Below are 22,728 nucleotides of genomic sequence, written 5' to 3'. Positions count from 1 at the left end.
ACGATGACCAACGCTTTCACACCGATCGAAATCCTTCGTCCCACTATTCTGGAGTTCGGCAACGGCACGATCACGGCTGCGGCGCGCTTTGCCGAGCGGATCGGCGCCAAGCGGCCGCTGGTGATTTCCGATCCGTTCAATGCGCGCCGCATCGACATGCTGGCGCTGCCGGGTGCGGTGAAGGTGTTCGGCGAGGTCAAGCCCGAGCCGGACCTGCCCAATCTCGAGAAGGCCGTGGCGTTGGCGCGCGAGGCCAAGCCCGATCTCGTCGTCGGCTTCGGTGGCGGGAGCGCGATGGATCTCGCCAAGCTGGTTGCGGTGCTCTGCACGAGCGACGTGGCCTTTGCCGACATCGTCGGGCCAGAGAAGGTGGCCGGCCGCAGCGTGGCGCTGATGCAGATCCCGACCACGTCGGGCACCGGCAGCGAGGCCGGCACCCGTGCGCTCGTCACCGATCCCGTCAGCCAGAACAAGCAGGCAGTGCAGAGCCGCTTCATGCTCGCCGACATCGCCATCGTCGATCCGGACCTGACGATGACCGTGCCGAAGGAGGTCACTGCGGCCACCGGCGTCGATGCGCTCGCGCATTGCGTCGAGGCTTATACCAGCCGCAAGGCGCATCCGACGATCGACCTCTATGCGCTCGAGGGTGCGCGGCTGGTCGGGCGCTATCTCAAGCGCGCGGTGGCCGACGGCGGCGACCGCGAGGCGCGCGCCGGCCTTGCCCTGGCTTCGCTCTATGGCGGCTATTGCCTTGGGCCGGTGAACACCACCGCCGGTCATGCGGTGGCCTATCCGCTTGGCACGCGCCATCATATCGCGCACGGGCTCGCCTGCGCGGTGATCTTCCCGCACACGCTGGCCTTCAACATGCCGGCGGTCGAGGCGAAGACGGTCGCGGTGCTCCGGGCGCTTGGACTGCCGGAGCAGGGCGATGCGAAACGCGCGTTCGACGCAACTTATGAGTTCTGCAAGAATCTCGGTATCGAGATGCGGCTGTCCGCGCTCGGCGTGCCCAGGAATGATCTCGGCGTGATGGCCGACGAGGCGCACGCCATTCGCCGCCTGCTCGACAACAACCCGCGCGATCTCGGCCGGGATGCGATCCTGAACATGTACGAGGTCGCGTTCTAGCCAGTTCCGCCGCGCGCGGCAGCCAATCAACAACACAGTAAAACAGAGGAAACTTCGATGAGATCGATGTGGCTTGTTCTTGCCTCGGTGATGCTGCTGGCGACGTCGCCGGCGAAGGCGCAGGACGGCTATCCGTCCAAGCAGGTGACGGTGATCGTTCCCTTCGCCGCCGGCGGCACCGCTGACATTTTTGCACGCATGGTCTCCAACCATTTGCAGGTCAAGCTCGGCAAGCCCTTCGTGGTCGAGAATGTCGGCGGCGCCGGCTCGATCCTCGGCGTGACGCGGCTGGCGAAATCGGCGCCTGACGGCATCACGCTCGGCCTTGCCAGCACGTCGGCGCTCGCCATCAACCCCTCGCTCTATGGGCCGAAGCTCAGCTACCAGCCGGACAAGGATCTGGTGCCGGTCGCCCAGATCAGCGTCGTGCCCAACGTTCTCGTCGTGAACCCCAACAAGATCAAGGCGCGCACCGTGCCGGAGCTGATCGCCTATCTGAAGGCGAATCCGGACAAGATCTCGTTCGGCTCGGCCGGCGTCGGCACCTCGCAGCATCTCGCCGGCGAGCTGTTTCAGCAGATGACCGGCACCAAGATGGTGCACGTGCCTTACAAGGGGTCGAGCCAGATGCTGACGGATCTGCTCAGCGGCCAGATCGACCTCGCCTTCGACAACGTGCCGCTGCTGCTGCCGCAGGTGAAGACCGGCCAGCTCGCGATGCTTGCGACCGCAACGCCCAAGCGTGCCGCGTTCGATCCGGAAGTCCCGGCCGTCGCCGAATTCCTGCCCGGCTTCGAGGCGGTCGCCTGGCACGGTTTCTTCGTCCCTGCGGGCACGCCGAAGCCGATCGTCGAAAAACTCTCCGCCGAGATCCGCGCCTTCATGCAGCAGCCGGAGACGGTGCAGAAGATGGCCGAGCTCGGTGCGGCCGCCGTGGCGGTGGATTCGGAGCCATTCAGGGCCTACATCGCCTCCGAGACCGAGCGCTGGAAGAAGGTGATCGAGGCCGCGAACATCAAGCTGGAGTAGGGGCGTGGTGTTGCTGGTCTTTTGACACCCGCGATGGGCCGGATCACGACTTGGCCGCTTCGGCGCGATCCGGCCTGAGACGCGCTACATTCGCTCATGTCATGGGGTCCTGGAAAGTGCATGTGACGCCGATCGGGCCGTCTGGAGTCTCCTGCCGCAGCTCCGGGCGTGACACTATGACGGTACGCTCGGGATTGGCGAAAGTCTCCCGCATCTCGATCATGAGCGCGTTGTCTTCGAGCGTCATCATACGGCCTGATCCGATCGCTCCATCCGCAGCCCGGGCCACGCAGTACCTGAAATTGACGGGATCATAGTCCGGAAGCGGGAACAGATCGCGGCTGTCCGGATCTGTCGGCCGCTCCATCACCCATTCCACGGATGATCCGAGCGGTTCGATCTCGCCAGGCGGCGGTGGAGCGAGAAACGAACGGAACTCGCCGGTGCTCTGGTTCTTGATGAAATACAGAATGTCTCCGCTGACCTGAACTGCGAGACCGGCGAGTATTCTATCGCCCGTCTCGATCGAGAGGTTGTCGATCAACGTGATCGCTTGTGGCTTCGGGGGCGCCGGTGACTTCGTGGTCGCTTCAACCGACGACGTGTTGTGCCACCAATCCCACCACGCAAAGTGCTTGGGTTCGCGATTGGGCCAGTGGCCGGTGCCGATCTGAGGTAGGGAAATATTCGGTAGTGCGCCGTTGCGGCCGTCGAGACCCACCCACAACAACGATTTTGGATCGTCGGCGTGCGTGTCCAAGGCCGACGCGGATGGCCGACGCACGTCCGGCACGTTCCATCCGGCTGCCGCGAAGACGATCTGCTGAGGCCAGGGTGTGGAAATGAGCGCGCCCGACCAATTCAGCATCGATTGAAGCGCGCCTCCGGCCGACGGCGGATCGATGTCGGCGAAGGTCGGCTGCTTCGCCGTAAAAGGTGACGAAACGAGCTCTGTCCAGAATTCGAACAGTTCCGGCTCGGTGACGGCATCCGGCTTTTGCGGAATGCCGTAGCGATCGAGCGTGGCGGGCGACGCCTCGAGCAGATCGAGGTCCGCAGGTACGACTTCGTACAGGCCGCAGCGATCATTCTCCAGCATCTTTCCCTCCTGCGGAGATGCCGGTGCCTTTTCCTTCGAAGACGCCGGTGTCCTTCCACTCGGCCTTGGCGTTGTCGACGAGCGTCGTAAACTTCGGCAGGTATGTCCTGTCCAGGAGAATCTTGTCGGTGATTGCTGCTGCGAGTTTCACTCCCGCCCTTGTATCGGATGGATAGTGAAGGCCGGCGATTTCACGGTTCCGCGAGATCCTGTCGGCAAGGGCGCCAAGCGTCTTTCCGATCGTTGTTCGACCCGCGACGCCCGGGGCGGGAGCGGCAATACCGAGCGTTTGCGGCATGACCTCGGTAAGCAGCGCCGCGAAGACATGGGATTGAGTGGCGTGACCGCTCGGGAAGGACGCATGTCCGCCGTGCTGGATCGGAGACATGAATCCGGGGACCACCTGCGTCGGGCGGGGGCGATTGAAATGCGCCTTGTAGTGCATCGAAATCAGCGCCGTCAGCGCGTCAGCGACGATCAGCATGCGCGACGTCGCCGGGTGTGTCGTCGCCGTCGCGGACACGAGATGCAGGAATTTGCTGATGAACTCGTCAGCCTCGGTTACGATTTCGTCAATGGCGGTCGCCCGTTCATTGACTGCCATGTTTCTCAATATGCTGATGTCGTCCTCGAGGTCCGCGTCCCATGGGGTTGGACCCTTGCCGAGCAGGGAAAATCCACCGAGCCTTTTGAGCCAATCCGCCTGACTGGCAAGATCCGACATCACGACCCATGCGTACCACCGGGTCGACCAGAGCCTCATGCCAAAGCCGGTGGCATCGAACCTGGCGCCCTTGATGTCGCGTTCGCTTACGAGCGGGCGATCGACGCGGTCGGCGAACATGGCGCCGCCCGATCCACCGGCGCCGCCGTATCCTCCATACCCGCCATACCCCCCGTATCCGCCATACCCTCCGTAGCCGCCATAACCGCCATACCCTCCGTATCCGCCCGCCATATGTGCCTCCTCTGTTAAGACCTATTGGTGTTGCCTTAGGTGTCTCCGTGCCGAAGCATCGACGCCAGGTGTGAGAGCGCTGCTTCGATGCGCGCCAGGGGCGGCTTCGGCCAAGGCGACGTCGCGACCCACGTCAGGTCGAGCTCACCGGCGGTCACGAGTGGCCGCGCAAAATTCTGCGCATCGTCAAGGCGCCCGCTCTCGACCAGTGCCGCGACGAGAACGCGCAGGTTCACCTGATTGTTGGGGAGGAGTGTTGCGACCCGCGTCGCATGCTCGATGGCTGCGTTAAGGTCGCCCATGGCAAAGTGCGCCTGGGCGGAGATCATCTCCGCAAACCACGCGTGCCGATCTCGCGGCGACAGGCGCAGATTGATGGCCGCATCGAAGAGTGCGTCCTGGTAGTTTTCGCAGCGAACATGCACGGCAGCACGGTATGCGAATGCGAGCGCCAGGTTCGGCGTGAGCTCGATCGAACGGTCAAGCTGCTTGAGCGCGCCGACGTGATCATGCTTGCACTGGGACAGCGTGTAGCCGCCGACGGCATTGGCGAGCGGATCGGCCGAGTTGCGCTCCAGCGCTCGTTCGGCAAGCGCCCGCGCGGTGTCGCGCTCGTTCAGTGCATTCGCGGACCATCCGCGCGCCACGCGTTGCATGTGCCAGATCGCGCTGTACGACAGGGGCGGGGCCCAATCCGGGCTGAGAACATGTGCCCGTTCGAAATTGGTTCGCGCCGTCACGAACGTCGTGTAGTCCGGGCTGAACATCTGATCGTAGCCGACCAGGGCCAGCTGATAGGCGTCGAGATCGTCAGGCCTCTTTTGCATTGCGCGATGAAGCTCCCGATCACGGACTTGCGGTGCGAGCGAGCGGATCACCTCGACGGCGATGCGATCCTGCAGGTCGAAGACGTCGGCTGCGGTTCCGCTGAGACGGTCGACGCGAACCACTTCGACGGTCTCGGCGGCAACGAGTTCGGTGGATATCCGGATCTGGTCGCCGGCGCGCTGAATGCTTCCATGAAGCAGATATTGCGCATTGAGGTCGCGGCCGATTGCGCGCAGGTCCGGTGTCTGCGACATCGGGATCATCGTCGAGCCGCGGGAGATGACGAACAGCTCCTTCAGGCTCGACAGGGCCTGGACGACGCTGTCGACGATGCCGATCGTGAATTGAGGCTCGAGAGACGGTGTCAGTGCGCGAAAGGGGAGAACGGCGACCGACGGTCGGCTGACGGCGAGCCCGGCCAGACCGACCGCGGGCGCCGCTACGGAGGACGGAGCCGGCCTTACGACGATCTCGGGCTGCTGCTGCCGCAGGCCGGAAATCAAGTCCTGTGTGAGCTTGTGCGGCTCGATGTCGTAGGTGTCTTCGAGCTGGCGCCAGAGCCGCGCGTAGATCGCGAGCGCGGCGCCGATACTTCCAGTCGCGAGGTGGCTCTTGATAAGAACGCGAACGGCGCGCTCGTTCTCGGAATCCAATCGGCAGATCGCCTTTGCTGCGGCCTCCGCGGTGGCCGTGACGACCGTGTCGGCCTCGTCAGGCAGCAGCCGCGTCAATGCGTCGATCAGCCGTTCGTGAATCAGCGGTCGCGTCTCCGCAAGCCATTCCGAAAATGCGGGATCGACGCCTTCCAGGTCGTCGAGGATATCGTCGGTCAGGCGTTCGCGCGCGAGCAGGAGCGGATGGACAATGCCGCGCTCGGCATCCGAGATGATATCCATCACGTCACACGCCACGTGTTCGATATCGAGCGCCACGTGCATCTGGTCTGCATGGAAATGCGTCCAGCCGAGCGTCTTCAGCTCGCGCTGGATCTGACTCAGCGATTGACGCAGCGAACCCTTTGCGAGGGGGTCTTCCTTCTCGCTCCAGAGCAACCCGACCAGTTTGGTCCTGGGTAACTGGCGTGCCGAGGAGAGCATCATGTAGCCGAGAAGCGCTTGCGCCTTTCGGCCGAGCCCGACCTCTTTTCCGTCCACGGATGCTGAAAATGCTCCGATGATCTTCAGTGTCAGGCGACGGGTCTCGCCCTCGCCAACCACCTTATCGCCGTCGACTCCCGACATCTCGTCCCATCCCCCGTCGACGTCGTCGACGACAGTGCACGAAGGCAGGTCCCGGGAGGCTAGACTTGGCGGAGTACAGACGATCGGTTCGCGCGGTCCGCGAAGCCAATAATAGGTGAGCTCAGGAATGCAGCCCGCCGGATCTGATATAATTGATGAATGGTACATCTTGGGTTGTCAGATGGTCAAGGGTTGCTGAGCGATCGAAATGCGACCTACGGGCGGAATGAAGCGGCGCCTCACTTCGAGCCGATGGGCGTGAAACGATCGTGAATGTGAGATTCCGTCGCCTGCGCCGGCTATGCGCGCCGGTCAGGAACGGGTACGCCGACGTGTATCGATCGCCGAACTCGCCGTTTCCGCGGCTGGATGCCCGCGCGCTCGACGGCGGTCCTCGGACCGACGGGTCCAAATGGATCGGGTTATTGGGGGAGGGCCGGGAGAGGTCCCTGCGACCGGCACCGGCGCTGTCTGTATCGGGGTATGCCGACACTGCGCAGTAATCAGGCAAGCACGGGCCTGGTCGGCCGCGTTTTGAGCGCGGCATCCCATTTCACGGGCCATTCACGATCCGCTTCGCATCGTCGGTCTACGCTTCGTCCACTGCCGGAAGATCGCAGAACTTGGCAAGGGAGGGATGTATGATGACTGTCCTGCTAAGACACACCTTCAAGGCCTGGATTGACCGCGCGCCGGGTGCGCCGCCCAAGCTGATCATGATCGGTGACGTGCGGGTGCCGGGCAATGGCTGGCAGGCCCGGCTGACCAAGCGCTCGCCGCAGGGCATCAACCCGAAGATCCTGATCCTCGACGTGAAAGCGCAGGAGCCGGGCGATGAAGCGCCGGACGAGATCACCACGATCCCGCTCCGCTACGAGGAGAGCCCGCCGCAGGACGAATACGGCCAGGTGATGATCGCGAACGGCAAGGGTGAGATCGTCGTCCGCATCGGCGGCCTTGAGCAGGTGGGCCGCAGCTGAGGCTTCCGGACAGGGCGTGAGCGCGGCACGCTCCTGGTGCTCCGGCGAGCCGTCGACATGGCCGCCCCCGGAGCGGCAAACGCTTCGATCGTTGATCATGCCGGTCGATCGCATCAGCGAGTCTGACATGTCGCCATTCAAGCTGTCGAGATGGGCAATTGCCGGCGAACGCGATGCCGACATCGCGAGCCTCGAACCGCGCTGTGCTTGAAGCATCGTTGATGGCGGGGATGAAGCGTTGACGGTCGATTCACGCTCGGCTCACCGCGCGAGGTCAGCATCGATGTGAAGGCTCGTGCTCCAATACCCGGTGATTGCTGACGTGCCGAGTTGACCGTCGCCGCGGCCCGAGCGGCGGTTGAACGATGGCTTCGCTACGGCGAGCCGGACAAGCGTGGCCTGAAACAGGAGTACGCGCCATGATGCTCGATAGCGCTGGAAAATGGATGATCGCGTTCGCCTTCGGCGCCGTCATGGTCGGGATGTATTCGTGGTCTCGGTTCGACGAACCGAGTTGCGACAGCCAGTCCGAGTACTTCTCCCGCTACAAGCCCCGGTTCTCCACCTCCTACGGCCGGTATGCCCGCGCCAAGTGGGCCTATGTCGGTGCGATGATCGTCATGTACATGGCTTTTTCGCTCGTGCCGGAGCTCTTCAACAAGGTTGCCAACATCGGTGCGGGTGGCGATCTGTCAAAGACGATCGACGGGCTGCCGCTGGCGGTTGCCCTGGCGCTGGTCACGCTTCAGAACGTGCCGGGCCTCAAGGAGCTGGAGAGGCGAATTCGCGGCTTCCTGCATTCTGTCGCGCGCATCCCCGATTGCGTCCGTCGAACCGTTGCGCAAATGCGCAGTTCGCAGTTCACTTTCGAGCCAGGCGTTTATCAGTGCCAGACCAAAAAGCTCGTGGGGCAGCCCGGCGCGGGGAACGCGCTGACCGGCGACCTCAACAAGCTGAGGGAAGACGACGAGATTCTCCACATTTGGTACTGCGTCGGAGGCGTGCTCGCCGCTCTGTCGGAACGAAGGCGGGACGGCGTCGGGATCGATCCGATCTTCTTTGCTTACTACAGGGATGAGCTCGACAGCATCGCTGCAAAGCATATCGCGCTCGTCGAGCTCGTGCGCGAGCACGTCGGCGAGTGCCTGAAAGGCAACAGCCCCACCGACCCCGGAACGCTCAGCGAAGTTCGCGATCTCCGCGACCGGCTGTACACGTTCGTCGCGTGCGGCGTTCATTCCACCGTCAAGAACGAGGCTGACAGCCTGGATGTCGTGACGAAGCTAGGTTTCTCCTTCTCTGAGGAGTCTCGCAAGGGGGCGAAGAGCGTCGTCGGCCCACTTGCCGGCCTGTCGTTCATCTCGGTTGCGATGTTGTCGATCTTGACCGGCTATTCAGCCCAGGCATTCAGCGAGCTCGTCGAGCACAAGGTCGACCGCGCCTGGCTCGAAGGACTTCGTATCCCGACGGGCACTCTTGGGCTTTATGCATGGACGTGGCTGGCGGCATTGTTCTATTTCATGGCGATTTTTGGTGCGCTGGCGGTTCGTAATGCGAGAATTACGCGACGCGAATGGTTCGATCTCAATGATCTGAACCGTGAAAGACCTTTGCTTCGCTATGTCACGCCGATCATGGTGGGGACCATTCTCGGCAGTTTCACGATGTCGATCATCGCGGTCATAACCGCCAAGCCTGGCACGGCGGGAGAAGAGATCGTTGGATCGCTTCCGTGGTTTCCGCTCGCAACGGTCATGGCCGCCATCGTCATCGTGCTGAGCGACGGGCGGCTTACCGAAGACGGATTTTGGCGCAGCACGGCGGTCCGAGCCGTGCTGGGTGCGCTGATCATGACCTTGATCGGCTTTCTGACCAGCCGGTTGAGTATCCCCTTGAGGCTGGCCGCGTTTGCGCAAGACAAGAAAATGGATCTCACCGACGACGTGTATTGGACCGGTATCTACACGAGCGCTTTCATCGCAGCCCAGATCGGTTTGCTGGCGTTTGTCCTGTGTGTCATCGCCCAGGTCGCGGAGCGCTATATCACGCGCGGTCGGCTGCCTGCCGCTGCAGGAAAGCTTGTCGAGCTGATCACGCGGCAAGGTCGTCCTGAGTTCTCCATCGTCCTGGATGAGGGCGGCGAGGCGTCCCTGTTTGCCGCCAACAGGGCGGAGCAGAATATGACGGCCGCGGGTTGCCGGGGCCGATGGCAACTCTTTCCTGAAGGCATGGCCGTGAGATGGAGCGCGAGCTCCGGGGAATGTTATTGCAAGGTCGGAGAGTTCGGCCTGATCCGCCGGTGCGGTGACGCCGTCATCTACGAAGGCTATCTCGGCCAGTTCTTTGCCAAGAAGAAGCCGGTCTTCGACGCCCGGGTCGATGAGCGCAGCAATGACAATCGCGTGCCTTCGAAGCGGCGGCGCGAGGGACGGGCCCCCGCAGGCGTGCAGCCGGGCCTGAAGACTGCCGTCGCCGTGGGATCTGCAGCCGAGGAGATACGGACATGACTCTGCAAGGTCGATATTTCGTGCCGGTTTGTCTCTATCCCCACACCAAATATCGCACAGAGGCCGGCGTGACGGCACTCTTTGCGAAATACATCGCGCCGTCTCGCGAGTACCTGATCATCGTCGCCGACCGGCTCCTGGTGCTCGATCGCCTGATCACGGGGCGCTACTTCACCGTCAATTCGGCGATCAGCAAGGCGAGAAGGGAGGCCGAGCAGGTCTCCAGCCTCATCGAGCGGATTGCCCGCAAGGTCGGCGCCGGCGCGAGTGGTCGCGTTGCTTATTGGGACGAAGTCGGGGAGGCGGCCGAATTCGGCGAATTCGCAGCGCAGCTGCGGCAAGCGGTGTCGGCAGACGCGTTTCTTGCCCGGGCCATCGAGGAGTTCATCGATCGTCGGGTCAAGCGGTTTGGCGCGGGCAGCGAACCCGACCGGGAGCGCGAGCACGAGCGGGATTATCTCCTGTCGGAAGTCTGCATGAGTGTCTACTGCACGGAGGTGCTGGGGTTCTGCAACGAGGTGTGGGAGCGTCCGCCGGCGCCGGAAATTCCCGACCCGCTGAAACTGCTCTACGCGCACCGCCCCGAGCTGGTCACCCGGGTTACCGGCAGGCCGGTCGTTCGCAAGCTTCATTTCCTGTATCCGGAAGCCGATCGGTCCGCCGATCAGATCGACAACGCGGCCCCGGCGTAGAGCCAGGCCGATCCCTTTGACGCGTCAACAGCCCCGTGCACCGCCGCGCTTGCCAGCCCGGAGCCGAGCGGGTAGAACGCTGCCACGCCTGAGCCGTGATTTGCGCCAAACGCGCTTCCGGCCGCAGTCGGACAAGTCATCAAGTCATTGAATTTGTTCGACTATTCCGTTGGGGAATGGTGTAACGGTAGCACAACAGACTCTGACTCTGTTTGTCTTGGTTCGAATCCAGGTTCCCCAGCCACGCATTAAATGTCTAAAATTGTTGGGTTAATTACATTCGCGGTCGATCGATTCCGAGCGGTCATGTGTTGCGCCTGTCGCGCCAAAATCATGTACGAAGTCAAAGATTCAAGTCCACTCGTGGCGGCTCGGCGCGACACGTGGCGCGACACGATTACATGTGTGGATAAGCGGCACAGATACACGCTGTGCGAGCGCTCGTTGAGGCAATCTTCTGACCAATTGATTCGCGGACGCCAGCTGGCTCACCTGGGCCAGGGTGAGGTCACTGCATGTCCAACACCAAACCGCTCGGCCAACGATTCTCCCACGTGTATTTGCGCCGAGACGACCTTCTGCAAGACAGTCAACGCGCGCGTAAACGGATAGCCACATTCCTGGCGTCCCATCATAAGGACTGCGAGGGGGGCGGTTCGTTTCTCGTTTCCGAACTGGGTATCGACGTGACCTACGGGTATAGCAGCGTCGACTGGTCAACGACTCTTGCAAATTACGGAACGTCGGATTTCCTAGATGCGATTACGTTGATCTGCCGGTTTTTGACGGCTAAGCGCAGAGGGCCGATGTACCATGCAACGTTGAATGAAGCCTTTTTGCAAACATGCCGTCGCGTATTCCAAGAAGAATCTCTGTCTTACGCGATCGATGACGCTGCGGGTGTGCACTTCAAAGTCGATGTCGAGTTCGCAGCCAACACCACTGCTGCTATAGCTGCGCTCGGAGCACCTCGGTACGCAAACGCGCGCGCCGAATTTGAGAAGGGTATGGCAGCTCTTTCCAAGGCGAACCCAGATGGAAAAGAAGGCATCAGAGGCGTGTTCGGCGCTGCCGAGTGCATTTACAAACTGATGTTCCCCAAGGCTGCAAGACTCACAGCCGCCGACGCCTCGAAGAGTCTGCAAACGTCTGCACAATCGCTCTATGCATCCGATCCTGTTGCTCAGAGAGCAGCGAGCAAAATGGTCAATTCATTTGCTGACTGGGTAGATGCTTGCCACAACTATCGTCATGAACAGGGCGTCGAGGAACCGTCTCAGCCGCCTCTGGATCTTGCAATCGAAATAATTAGCGCCGGATCCGGTTTCGTGCGCTGGCTCGTCACAATAGACAAGCATATGAACTCCTAAATCCGCAGCCCCTCTTGGAATACCCGCGGTCCCGACGTAGCCCACCAGATGCCGTAGCTCACGGCCAACACGATGTCGCCGTGCTTCCCCGCGCGAGCAGACCACGTGTTGGCGCCCGACGCGGTGACGTACCGCTGAAAGTCGTTCGCTCAATTTGGACCTGGAAATCGCGCAGGCGGCAGCGGTGGTTGGTTCACCCCTGAACCACGCGAATCCATTGCGTTAAGCTCCCGCGGGCGCTCTTCCCATTGATTGATCTGCTCAGGGGCCGCTCCATTTGCGGAGCCCGGCTCGCCGCGCCGACGCTCGCGACGGTTTGCCTCATCTGAAAGCGCATCTGCGGGGTCGGATCGCCGCACGCTCCATCGTCCTTGGGGCACACAACCCAAGGAGATCCGTGATGCCCTATGTCGATGGTTTCGTGCTGGCCGTGCCGAAGGACAAGATCGAGGCCTACAAGGCGCTGGCGAAAATGGCCTGCGCGGTCTGGATGGAGCACGGCGCGCTCGATTATGTCGAATGCATCGGCGACGACGTTCCCTATGGCGAGCTGACATCGTTTCCGCGCGCGGTGATGGCGAAGGAGGATGAGCTCGTCGTGTTCTCCTGGATCGTCTATCGGGATCGGGAGACGCGCGACGCCGTCAACAAGAAGGTGATGGCGGACCCTCGGCTGAAATTGGACGGCATGCCGTTCGACGGCAAGCGCATGATCTATGGCGGCTTCACAACGCTGCTGAGGGCGAGCGATGTCTGATTGAGCCGGGCAGAGCAGAGCGAGGGATACCCGTCGCCCGCATGAGCGAAGCGCCATCCGGGAATGCTGCTGCCGCGATCCCGGGTATCGCTTCGCTCACCCGGGCTTGCGCTGAACCACGCCAGATAGAACGCCGCTTGCGCCCGGCCTCATCGCTGCTCGGCGCGACGCCGCTCCATGATACGTCGCGCCTGGATCATGCCGTCGGCAACGTGCAGATGGCGCGGCAGTAACGAAGAAGCCCGTTACTTGATCTTGTCGTAGGCGGCCGCGAAATCGCCCAGCGGCATCGGGATCGCGATCGTCTCCTTGGCCATGTTCTGGAAGGAGACCTTCAACTGCTTGCCCGACCGCAAGGCCGCAAGCAGGTCCGCTGCGATCGGCGTCGAGGCGTAGCAGCCGCGGTTCTCGCAGGTCTGGATCTGGAGGTCGACGGTCTTGCCCTCGTCGACCTGGAGCTTGGCGCCGATCGGAAGGTTGAGGCCCAGCGGCAATTGCAGCAGCGCCACCGGCGTGCGGGTGTCGGGCGCGATGCGGATGTTGATCAGGACGATGGTCTGGCCGGTCTTGGTCAGCACCGCGTTCTGCTCCATCGCGCATTCGAGCGGCGCATCGCGGCTGACGCTGGTGCAGCGCACGACCCAGCCGGCCTGCTGCGCGCCGTCGGCCTGTGGCTGCGTCGGCGCGGGCGAGGGCTGTGCCGCCGGGGCAGCGGGAGCAGCGTTCTTCTTGGCGCTCTGCTGGGCATACGCGGCACCGGTCGACAACAGGAGAGCGGCAGCGAGGGCGACAAGTCTGGATTGCATGGGCATGGCAAGACTGCGTTGGCGTGAACCGGAAGCCTCGCTGTAGCGTCGCGAGAGCCGCGGCGCAAGCTTACTCGGCGGCTTGCTTGACGGTGCCGTGCGCGGGCGTCTCGTGGCCTTCGCCGTCATCCGAACGGCCCCAGCCCGAGAACCAGTTGTTGAGCTCGTCGAGATAGAGATAGACCACCGGGGTGGTGAACAGCGTCAGCGCCTGGCTGACGATCAGCCCGCCGACCATGGCGTAGCCGAGCGGCTGGCGAATCTCGGCGCCGGTGCCGTGGCCGAGCATCAGCGGCACGCCGCCGAGCAGCGCCGCCATCGTCGTCATCATGATCGGGCGGAAGCGCAGCAATGCGGCCTGGCGGATCGATTCCGCCGGTGTCTTGTGCTCGTCGCGCTCGGCGGCGATGGCGAAGTCGACCATCATGATGCCGTTCTTCTTCACGATGCCGATCAGGAGAATGATTCCGATCAATGCAATGAGGCTGAAGTCGAAGCCGGACGCCATCAGGATCAGGAGCGCCCCGACGCCGGCCGAGGGCAGGGTCGACAGGATCGTGATCGGATGGATGTAGCTCTCGTAGAGGATGCCGAGGATCAGATAGACCACGACGAGGGCGGCGAGGATCAGCAGCGGCACGGTGCCGAGCGACTGCTGGAACGCCTGCGCGGTGCCCTGGAAGCTCGAATTCAGCGTCGGTGGCGCGCCGAGATCGGCCATCGCCTTTTGCACGGCCTCGGTGGCCTGGCCGAGTGCGACGCCCTGGGCGAGGTTGAAGCTGATCGTGATCGCCGGGAACTGGCCCTGGTGGCTGATCGAGAGCGGACGGACCGGATCGGTGGTCCAGGTCGCGAAGGTCGACAGCGGCACCTGGTCGCCCGTGAGCGGCGATTTCAGATAGAGCTTGTTCAGGCTGTCGAGATCGCCCTGCATCTCCGGCAGGATCTCGAGGATCACCTTGTAGGTGTTGAGCTGGGTGAAATACTGCGTGACCTGTCGCTGTCCGAAGGCGTCATACAGCGTGTCGTCGATCAGCTGTGGCTGGATGCCGTAGCGCGAGGCGGTGTCGCGGTTGATCTTGAGCTGAACCGTGGTGCCCTGCGTCTGCTGGTCGGTCGCGACGTCGCGCAGCTCCGGCAGCGTCTGCATCTTGGCGAGGATCTTCGGCGCCCAGTCGTTGAGCTCGGCAAGATCGGCGTCCTGCAGGGTGAACTCGAACTGCGTGCGCGTCGGCCGGCCGCCGAGCCGGACGTCCTGGGCCGCCTGCATGTAGAGGCGGGCGCCGGACACCTTCTCCAGCTTGGGACGCAGCCGCGCGATGATCTGCTGCGCGGAGGCCTCGCGCTCGTTGCGCGGCTTCAGCGTGATGAACAGGTTGCCGTTGTTGCCGGCGCGGCCGCTGCCGCCGATGTTCATCGCGATCGTGGCGACGTCGGGATCCTCCATCACGATCTTGCCGAGCTCGACCTGGCGGCGCTGCATCTCCTTGAACGAGATGTCCTGGGACGCTTCCGAGGTCGCCGTAATCAGGCCGACGTCCTGTTGCGGGAAGAAGCCCTTCGGGATCAGGACGAACAGGTAGATCGACAGGCCAAGCGTGGCGAAGAAGATCGTGAGCGTGGTGCGGCGCCAGGCCAGGGCATGATCGAGGATGTATTCGTAGCCCCGCAGCATCCCGTCAAAGGCGCGCTCGCTCCACTGGTAGAACTTGCCGTGGGTCACCTCGCCATGGGCGCGCAGGAAGCGCGAGGCCATCATCGGCGTCAGCGTCAGCGACACGAACATCGAGACGAAGATGGTCATCGCCAGCACGACGGCGAATTCGCGGAACAGGCGCCCGATGATGCCGCCCATCAGCAGCAGCGGGATCAGCACGGCGACCAGCGAGATGCTGATCGAGACGATGGTGAAGCCGATTTCCTTGGAGCCCTTGAAGGCGGCCGCCATCGGCGATTCGCCTTCCTCGATGTAGCGGGTGATGTTCTCCAGCATCACGATGGCGTCGTCGACGACGAATCCGACCGCGATCGTGAGTGCCATCAGCGACAGATTGTCGAGCGAATAGCCGACGACCCACATCAGGGCGCACGCGCCCAGCAGCGCCAGCGGAACCGTGATGGTGGGAATGACGGTCGCCCAGAAGCTGCGCAGGAAGATGAATATGACCATGACCACGAGGGCGATGGTCAGCAGCAGTGTGAACTGGACGTCCTCGACTGCGGCGCGGATGGTCGTGGTGCGGTCGCTGATGAGCTCGATCTTGATCGCGGGCGGGATCGCCGCCACGAGGCGAGGCAAGGTCGCCTTGATCCGGTCCACGGTCTCGATGACGTTGGCGCCTGGCTGCTTGAAGATCACCAGGAACACGCCGCGCTTGCCGTTGGCCCAGGCTGCCTGCTTGGCATCTTCAGCGCCGCTGACCGCCTGGCCGATGTCGCGGATCCGCAACGGACCGCCGTTGCGATAGGCGATGATGACGTCGTTCCAGTCCTTGGACTGGGTCAGCTGGTCGTTGGCGTAGATCGTGTAGGCGCGCTTGTCGCCGTCGATGTTGCCCTTGGGGCTGTCGACCGTGGTGATCGCGATCTGGCTGCGCACGTCCTCCATCGACAGGCCCTTGGCGACGAGTTTCGCGGGGTCGATCTGAATGCGGATGGACGGCTTCTGCTGGCCGCCGATGAACACCTGCGCGACGCCGGAGAGCTGGCTGATCTGCTGGGCGAGCTGGGCGTCGACGGCGTCGCTGACGCTGGTCAGGGGCAGCGTGTCCGATGTTGCGGACAGCAGCAGGATCGGCGCATCGGCCGGGTTGACCTTGCGATAGGTCGGCGGCGAGGGCAGGTTCTTCGGCAGTTGGCCACTGGCGGCGTTGATGGCGCCCTGCACGTCATTGGCCGCGCCGTCGATATTGCGGTTGAGGTCGAACTGGATGGTGATCGACGCGGTGCCCAGATAGCTCGTCGAGGTCATCTGGGCGATGCCGGGGATCTGGGCGAACTGGCGTTCCAGCGGCTGGGCCACCGACGAGGCCATGGTCTCGGGGCTGCCGCCCGGCAGGTTGGCGGTGATCTGGATGGTCGGGAAGTCGACCTGCGGCAGCGGCGCGACCGGGAGCAGGGGATAGGCGACGAGACCGACAAAGAGGATGCCGGCCATCAGCAGCGAGGTGCCGATGGGATAACGGATGAAGGGTGCCGAAATCCCGCCTTCGGTCATTCCTGTCGTACCTTGTTCTGAGCCGGGTCCGAACTCGCCACCGCCGTCGAGACGAGGCTTCCGGGCTGCACCTTGAATTGACCGCCGGTGATCACCTGCTGCCCGGGCGTGAGGCCTTCGTCGACGACCGAACGTCCGTCGATCGCGTAGCTGACCTTGATCTTGTGCACTTCGGCCTTGTTGTCCTGATTGACGGTATAGGCGTAGAGACCGTTGGTCGAATGCTGAACCGCGTCATCCGGAACCACGGTCGCATTCTTCAGCGTCCGCACCAGAAGCCGCGTCGAGACCGACTGTCCCGGCCACAGCGTGTGGTCCTTGTTGTCGAACACCGCCTTGAGCCGGATAGTCCCGCTGGTCGTGTCGACCTGGTTGTTGATGACGGCGAGCTTGCCCTCGGCCAGCGTCTTCTTGCCGTCGGTGGTGAACGCGATCACCCTGAGTGCCCCGGCCTTCTGGCCCTCGCTGATATAGGCGAGCTGGTCTTCCGGCGCCGTGAAGATCACGGAGATCGGCTCCACCTGCGAGATCGTGACGATGCCGGTCTGCGTCGAGGCATTGACGATGTTGCCGACGTCGACCTGGCGCAGGCCGGCGACGCCGGTGATCGGCGCCTTGATCTGGGTGTAGTCGAGCTGGGTCTGCGCATTGGAGATCGCGGCGTCGTCGGCGGCGATCTGGGCGGTGAGCTGGGCGACGGTGGAGCGCTGGGTGTCGACCCGCTGCACGGTGGCGAATTCACCGAGCTTCATGGCGCGCTGGAGCTCGAGATTGGCGTTCGCCAGATTCGCCTCGTCCTGCGCCTTCTTGGCCTTGGCCTGGTCGAGCGCGGCTTGATAGGGGCGGGGATCGATCGAGACCAGCAGCTCGCCCTCTTTGGCGATCTGGCCTTCGGTGAAGGCGATCTTGTCGATCTGGCCGTCAACCCGGGGCCGGACCTGGACGGTGTTGAAACCCTGAACCGTGCCGAGACCGGTCAGGTAGACCGGGAAGTCGACCTTCTGGACCGGCGCAACGCTCACGGGAACGGCGGGCGCGCGGGGCGGACCTTTTTGTGCCGTCTGGGTTTTTCCGGGATCCGACGAGCCGAATTTCTGCCAACCATAGTAACCCGCGGAGGCCACGGCCGCGATGATCAGAATCCACAGGATCGGCCGTGTTTTTTTCATATCGGCTCGTGTCGGCTCTTGTGCCCTCAGCTACGAATTATGGGGCAATCATTGGGTTCCAAGGCGTTTGTATAATACACGCCAAGTTCCAGTGTAAACAGCACTATCGGTTGAGAATCCTAAACAATTGGAAAGCTTTGCACCAATTAGGCAACCCTCTGGCGCGTCGGTGTGCAGTGCTGCATTTTCCCGGCGAGAGCGATCAGCGTGCAAAAAAGAGGCAATGCTCGCAGCCGGTGTGGGCGGGCGCGGCGAGTTGGGTGCAAGGCTGGCGCAGAGTCCGGCCGGGAGCGGCGGGACGTGCGCTTTCCGAGAACGGTTCTAAATCGCGCGGACGGCGTTTCGGTTGTCAGGAAAATCAGCATCGTTCATATCGGCCCGCCACAACGGGAGCGCAGGATGGACGAATTGAACGGCAAGCTGATCGCGTGTCAGATTCTGATCACGGGATTGATCGCCCGCGTCGCCAACGAGCAACGCGATCCCTTGCGCTTCCTCACCGACTTCCGCGACGAGATCAAGGCAGTGGTCAATGGCGTCAATATCGCCGGCATGGACAGCACCGATCGCGTGCGCGCCGTCGCGCAGAAGACTGTCGACGAATTGTTCTCGCTGATGAAGCCGCCGAGCAGTGATTGACGCTGCGAGCGCGATCGCTGATTTCGCGGCTTTTTTCGCGCTCGTTTTAGAACGACTCCAATCTCTCTTTAGAACCGTTTGAAACTGTAGATTAGAATCGTTTTGATCTGGACTTATTCAAGGGTTCTCGCGGCTGGCCCGCATTGACCCACTATTTTGCCGCCGATACCAACAGCCTAATCGCTCATCGAAGTGAATGAGCGGACATGAAGATGGGGCGTGTTGTATAATGGGGCAGGTGGTCGCACCGAAGTCGTTGCGTTCGGTCGCAGCATTCGATCTGGCGGAAGAGAAGTCCGCGGGCATTTCCGGCAAGAAGGTCTCGGCAGTCGCGAGCTTGATCGCGGTGGCGTCGGTGTCGAGCGGCGCAGAGGCGCAGCAGTCGAACCTGCCGCCGGTGACGGTCGATGCTCCGGTCCAGCGTCCGCGCCCGACGGCCTCGAAGCCCACGCCGGATCAGGTCCGCGCGCGTAACGCGCTTCGCCGCGCTGCGCAGCGGCAGCAGGCTGCCCAGCAGGCCGCTCCCACGGCACCGGCCGGCGAAGTGGACCGGAATCCCTATTCCGATCCTGCCGCGCCGTACAAGGTCGACCACGTCCAGGCCTCGGGCAAGTTTCCCGAGCCGATGTTGAACACGCCGAAGACCATCACGGTGCTCAGCAAGGAGGTGCTCGAGGACAAGAACGCCACCACGCTGAAGGAGATCGGGCGCTCCACCGCCGGCGTGACGCTGGGATCCGGCGAGGGCGGCAATGCGTTCGGCGACCGCTTCTTCATCCGCGGCTTCGACGCGCGCAACGACGTCTTCATCGACGGCATCCGCGATCCCGCGGTCTCCATCCGCGAGAACTTCTTCACCGAGCAGATCGAGATCCTGCGCGGTCCGGCGTCCTCCTATGCCGGCCGCGGCACTGCCGGCGGCGCCATCAACATCGTCACCAAGCAGGCGGGCGACGTCAATTTCAAGCGGATGGATACCGAGTTCGGCACCGACAGGACCAAACGCGTTACGCTCGACGTCAACCAGGTCGTCGATCCCACGTTCTCGGTGCGCACGGGCGGCCTGTTCCAGGACGCCAATGTCGCGGGCCGCGACTATGTGACCGACAATCGCTGGGGTACCTTCATCTCGACCAAGTACACCCCGACCAACGACATCAAGATCACCACGAACTACGTCCACACCGACCTCAGCGGCTATCCTGATTTCGGCGTGCCTTATTACAAGCAGGGCAACGTGCCGGTGACGTCGGCCGGCATTCCGCGCGGAAACTGGTACGGCTTCCTAAACCGCGACTTCCAGACCGCGCGGCAGGATTTCGGCACCGGCACGATCGAATACAAGGTCAACGAGGCCATCACGCTGACCAGCAAGGTGCGCGGCGAGCACTCGCTGCTGAACTATATCGGCACGCTGCCGCAGAACCCGAATACGACCAACGCCAATCCGCTGCTCTGGACGACGACGGCGAGCGCACAGAGCCGCTATCAGAACGTGGACGTGTGGGCCAACCAAAACGAGGCCACGTTCAAGCTCGACACCGGCGGGGTCAAGCACACCGCGGTGTTCGGTGTCGAATATTCGAACGAGAACATCTCGATCGACCGCTACGCCGGCCTCGCGTCGGAACTCGCCGGCAGCCCCTTCACCAGCAATGGTGCCGTGACGGGGGTCAATCTCTACTCCCCGCAATACACCAACATTCCCTTCGGCATTCCGGGGCTCACCGGAAATCCGACGCGCTACGGCGTCAACATCAGCAGCGTGTATGTCATGGACACCGCGAACTGGCAGGACACCGTCATCGTCAATGGCGGCGTGCGCTACGATGGCTACAGCCAGAGCTCGTCCACGAACTCGGCCTACATCAAGCAGAACAACGATCTCGTCAATTACAACGTCGGCCTGGTCTACAAGCCGATGTCGATCGGCAGCGTCTATGCGGCCTACGCGACCTCGGCCAATCCGTTCGGATCGGAGCTCGATGCGACCGGCACCGATTACGGCGGCATTCCGGCAAACACGACTATTCTGCTCGGGCCCGAGCGCAACAAGGCGGCCGAGATCGGCACCAAGTGGGAGCTGGCGGATCGTCACCTGCTGGTCAGCGCAGCGCTGTTCCAGACCACCAAGGACAATGCGCGCGAGAACAACGCCGCGGGCCGGCTCACCTCGAACGCGGCCTACCGCATCCAGGGCATCGACATCGAGGCCGAGGGCAAGATCACCGACCGCTGGAGCATCTTTGGCGGCATCGTGCTGATGCAGTCGAAGGTGACGCAGAGCAACATCGCCTCCAACATCGGCCTGCAGCTTGCCAACGTCGCCCATCAGTCGTTCAGCATGCTGACCAAGTACAAGTTCGACGGCGGCTGGGAGCTCGGCGGCCAGGCGGTGTACCGCTCCAAGGTCTACGGCGGCACGTTCGCGGCCAATACCGGCAACGAGCTGCCGAGCTATTGGCGCTTCGATGCGTTCGTCGAGAAGAAGGTCGACCAGAACTGGACCATGAAGTTCTACGCCCAGAACCTCACCAACAAGCTCTACTACGACACGCTCTATCGCAGCGCCGTGCCGTTCGTTGCGGTCGCACCGGGCCGGGCGTTCTATCTCGTGACAACGGCGAAGTTCTGATCATGTTGACGTGCCTGCCTGGCGTTCTCAGCAAGGATGATGTGGCGGATTTCCGCCACATCATGGACGCCAGCCAATGGGAGGACGGCCGCTCCACCGCGGGCGCGCAGTCGGCCATGGTCAAGCGCAACGAGCAGTTGCCGCCGGACGGCGAGGTCGCGCGCAAGCTCGGCAACCGCATCATCTCGGCGCTGACGTCGAGCCCGCGCTTCATCGCGGCGGCGATCCCGCTTCAGATCTTCCCGCCGCTGTTCAACCGCTATGCGGCGAGCAGCGGCCACCATTTCGGCCTGCACGTCGACAATGCGATCCGCGGCGACCGTCTGACCGGCCTTCGCATCCGCACAGACCTGTCGGTCACGCTGTTCCTCGCCGAGCCCGAGGAGTATGACGGTGGCGAACTTGTGATCGAGGACACCTACGGCTCGCACGAAGTCAAGTTGCCAGCCGGCGACTGCGTGCTCTATCCCTCGACCAGCCTGCATCTCGTGACGCCGGTGACCCGGGGAACGCGGGTTGCGTCTTTCTTCTGGCTTCAGAGCATGATACGGGACGATCAAGCCCGGAGCATGATCTTTGACCTCGACACCGCGATACAGGCGCTGGTGGAACGGCTCGGGCGTGACGATCCCGAAACGGTCAAATTGACGGGTATCTATCACAACCTCATTCGCTACTGGGCCGAAGTATGAAGATCATGTCCTTCCAAGCAAGCCTTGCCGCAGCTTTGATGCTGGCGGCCGCCTGGCTCGCATCCCCTGTTTCCGCCCAGACACAAACCCCGCCTGCGGCCCCGTCACCATCTCTGGCCCGGCCGGCTCCGGTCAGCCCGGCCCCCGCGGCACCATCGACAACCGCGCCTGCCGCCCCGGCGCCTGCGGCCTCGACGGCGGCCGCTCCCGCGGCGCCGACGGCGTCCCCCGCGGCCACCGCTCCGACTGCGAAGCCCGATACGGCGTCCGCTGCCGCGCCGGCCATGAAGGAATTGTCGCCCTGGGTGATGTTCATGTCGGCGGACGTCATCGTGAAGGCGGTGATGATCGGGCTCGCCTTCGCATCGATCGTGACCTGGACCGTGCTCATCGCCAAGTCGATCGAGCTGTCGGTCGCGTCCGGCAGGCTTCGTTCGGCGCTGAGGAAGATCTCGGAGGCACGGTCGCTCGCCGAAGCGCAGATAGCGCTCGGCACCAAGGAGGGCATCCTGCCGTCCTTCCTGGCGGCAGCGCTGCGCGAGGCGCGGATGTCGGCCGGCCTGTCCAGCGATGCCGGCATCAAGGAGCGCGCAGCCTCGAGCTTTTCCGAGATCGTGCGCGCGGAGGCGCGGCGCATCCGCATCGGCATGGGCGTGCTCGCGACCATCGGCTCCACGTCGCCCTTCGTCGGCCTGTTCGGCACGGTCTGGGGCATCATGAACAGCTTCATCGGCATCTCGAAGTCGCAGACCACGAACCTCGCCGTGGTCGCGCCCGGCATCGCCGAGGCGCTGCTCGCCACCGCGATCGGCCTCGTCGCCGCCATTCCCGCGGTCATCATCTACAATCACTTCTCGCGCATGACGAAGAGCTATCTCGAACTCGTCAGCCGTGCCTCGGGCGCGGCGGGGCGGCTGCTCTCGCGCGATCTCGATCGCAGCCACGGCAGCCTGCATTCACGCGCGGCGGAGTGAA

General features: G+C 63.2%; 17 protein-coding genes and 1 tRNA gene. 12 read left to right on the top strand and 6 right to left on the bottom strand.

What is annotated here, in order from left to right; translation table 11 throughout:
- Nucleotides 1-3: 3 nt before the first annotated feature.
- Together BM118_RS06175 and BM118_RS06170 are read left to right on the top strand one after the other, a co-directional pair.
- On the top strand, nucleotides 4-1,134 hold the full coding sequence (locus BM118_RS06175) for an iron-containing alcohol dehydrogenase (protein ID WP_244550061.1): 1,131 nt from the start codon (nucleotides 4-6) through the stop codon (nucleotides 1,132-1,134).
- Nucleotides 1,135-1,191: 57 nt separating this feature from the next.
- Entirely contained in the window at nucleotides 1,192-2,163 is a 972-nt protein-coding gene (locus tag BM118_RS06170) for a Bug family tripartite tricarboxylate transporter substrate binding protein (RefSeq protein WP_092183161.1), read from the top strand.
- A gap of 94 nt (nucleotides 2,164-2,257) precedes the next feature.
- Here the strand turns inward: BM118_RS06170 and BM118_RS06165 are convergent, their stop codons facing one another.
- Genes BM118_RS06165 through BM118_RS06155 form a run of 3 tightly spaced genes read right to left on the bottom strand, consistent with a single transcriptional unit; the run spans nucleotide 2,258 to nucleotide 6,289 of the window.
- Nucleotides 2,258-3,262 carry a G1 family glutamic endopeptidase gene (locus BM118_RS06165; protein WP_092183159.1) on the bottom strand — a complete coding sequence of 335 codons (1,005 nt, stop codon included), beginning with the start codon at nucleotides 3,260-3,262 and terminating at the stop codon, nucleotides 2,258-2,260.
- Nucleotides 3,249-4,220 carry a phosphatase PAP2 family protein gene (locus BM118_RS06160; RefSeq protein ID WP_143099426.1) on the bottom strand — a complete coding sequence of 324 codons (972 nt, stop codon included), beginning with the start codon at nucleotides 4,218-4,220 and terminating at the stop codon, nucleotides 3,249-3,251. Before BM118_RS06160 ends, BM118_RS06165 begins: the two co-directional genes overlap by 14 nt.
- A gap of 35 nt (nucleotides 4,221-4,255) precedes the next feature.
- Nucleotides 4,256-6,289, bottom strand: a complete 2,034-nt coding sequence (locus tag BM118_RS06155) for a BTAD domain-containing putative transcriptional regulator (RefSeq protein ID WP_177234052.1) — start codon at nucleotides 6,287-6,289, stop codon at nucleotides 4,256-4,258.
- A gap of 641 nt (nucleotides 6,290-6,930) precedes the next feature.
- Between BM118_RS06155 and BM118_RS06150 the strand changes: the two genes are divergently transcribed.
- The 6 genes from BM118_RS06150 (at nucleotide 6,931) to BM118_RS06125 (ending at nucleotide 12,595) form a co-directional block, all read left to right on the top strand.
- Nucleotides 6,931-7,269 (top strand): hypothetical protein, encoded by a 339-nt coding sequence (locus BM118_RS06150; RefSeq protein ID WP_244550060.1) that lies wholly within the window; start codon nucleotides 6,931-6,933, stop codon nucleotides 7,267-7,269.
- A gap of 419 nt (nucleotides 7,270-7,688) precedes the next feature.
- Nucleotides 7,689-9,776 carry a hypothetical protein gene (locus tag BM118_RS06145; protein WP_143099425.1) on the top strand — a complete coding sequence of 696 codons (2,088 nt, stop codon included), beginning with the start codon at nucleotides 7,689-7,691 and terminating at the stop codon, nucleotides 9,774-9,776.
- Nucleotides 9,773-10,468, top strand: coding sequence for a hypothetical protein (locus BM118_RS06140; protein WP_092183150.1), 696 nt, complete (start codon nucleotides 9,773-9,775; stop codon nucleotides 10,466-10,468). The genes BM118_RS06145 and BM118_RS06140 overlap by 4 nt, the downstream gene beginning before the upstream one ends.
- Nucleotides 10,469-10,638: 170 nt before the next feature.
- Nucleotides 10,639-10,712 (top strand) — tRNA-Gln (locus BM118_RS06135).
- A 271-nt stretch (nucleotides 10,713-10,983) separates the two neighbouring features.
- Entirely contained in the window at nucleotides 10,984-11,838 is an 855-nt protein-coding gene (locus BM118_RS06130) for a hypothetical protein (RefSeq protein ID WP_143099424.1), read from the top strand.
- A gap of 400 nt (nucleotides 11,839-12,238) precedes the next feature.
- Nucleotides 12,239-12,595: a DUF1428 domain-containing protein gene (locus BM118_RS06125; protein WP_177234051.1), complete on the top strand. Its 357-nt coding sequence runs from the start codon at nucleotides 12,239-12,241 to the stop codon at nucleotides 12,593-12,595.
- A gap of 245 nt (nucleotides 12,596-12,840) precedes the next feature.
- Here BM118_RS06125 and BM118_RS06120 read toward each other — a convergent pair whose 3' ends face one another.
- The 3 genes from BM118_RS06120 to BM118_RS06110 form a co-directional block, all read right to left on the bottom strand.
- Nucleotides 12,841-13,407, bottom strand: coding sequence for an invasion associated locus B family protein (locus BM118_RS06120; protein ID WP_177234050.1), 567 nt, complete (start codon nucleotides 13,405-13,407; stop codon nucleotides 12,841-12,843).
- A gap of 64 nt (nucleotides 13,408-13,471) precedes the next feature.
- A complete protein-coding gene (locus BM118_RS06115; protein WP_092183144.1) occupies nucleotides 13,472-16,618 on the bottom strand; it encodes a multidrug efflux RND transporter permease subunit in 3,147 nt (1,048 codons plus the stop codon).
- Entirely contained in the window at nucleotides 16,615-17,787 is a 1,173-nt protein-coding gene (locus tag BM118_RS06110) for an efflux RND transporter periplasmic adaptor subunit (RefSeq protein ID WP_177234049.1), read from the bottom strand. Before BM118_RS06110 ends, BM118_RS06115 begins: the two co-directional genes overlap by 4 nt.
- 399 nt (nucleotides 17,788-18,186) lie before the next feature.
- Between BM118_RS06110 and BM118_RS06105 the strand changes: the two genes are divergently transcribed.
- The 4 genes from BM118_RS06105 (at nucleotide 18,187) to exbB (ending at nucleotide 22,727) form a co-directional block, all read left to right on the top strand.
- The gene (locus BM118_RS06105) at nucleotides 18,187-18,426 is read left to right on the top strand and encodes a hypothetical protein (protein ID WP_027571757.1); all 240 of its coding nucleotides are present in this window, start codon (nucleotides 18,187-18,189) and stop codon (nucleotides 18,424-18,426) included.
- 229 nt (nucleotides 18,427-18,655) lie between these two features.
- Nucleotides 18,656-21,061: a TonB-dependent receptor gene (locus BM118_RS06100; RefSeq protein WP_092183140.1), complete on the top strand. Its 2,406-nt coding sequence runs from the start codon at nucleotides 18,656-18,658 to the stop codon at nucleotides 21,059-21,061.
- 2 nt (nucleotides 21,062-21,063) lie between these two features.
- The gene (locus tag BM118_RS06095; RefSeq protein ID WP_092183138.1) at nucleotides 21,064-21,753 is read left to right on the top strand and encodes a Fe2+-dependent dioxygenase; all 690 of its coding nucleotides are present in this window, start codon (nucleotides 21,064-21,066) and stop codon (nucleotides 21,751-21,753) included.
- A complete protein-coding gene (gene exbB, locus BM118_RS06090; protein WP_092183136.1) occupies nucleotides 21,750-22,727 on the top strand; it encodes a tonB-system energizer ExbB in 978 nt (325 codons plus the stop codon). The genes BM118_RS06095 and exbB overlap by 4 nt, the downstream gene beginning before the upstream one ends.
- Nucleotide 22,728 lies beyond the last annotated feature (1 nt).

The organism is Bradyrhizobium sp. cf659, from assembly GCF_900113725.1.
Taxonomy (GTDB): domain Bacteria; phylum Pseudomonadota; class Alphaproteobacteria; order Rhizobiales; family Xanthobacteraceae; genus Bradyrhizobium.
The sequence above is the reverse complement of the archived record's forward strand: the minus strand, read 5'-3'. Positions and strand labels throughout refer to the sequence as shown.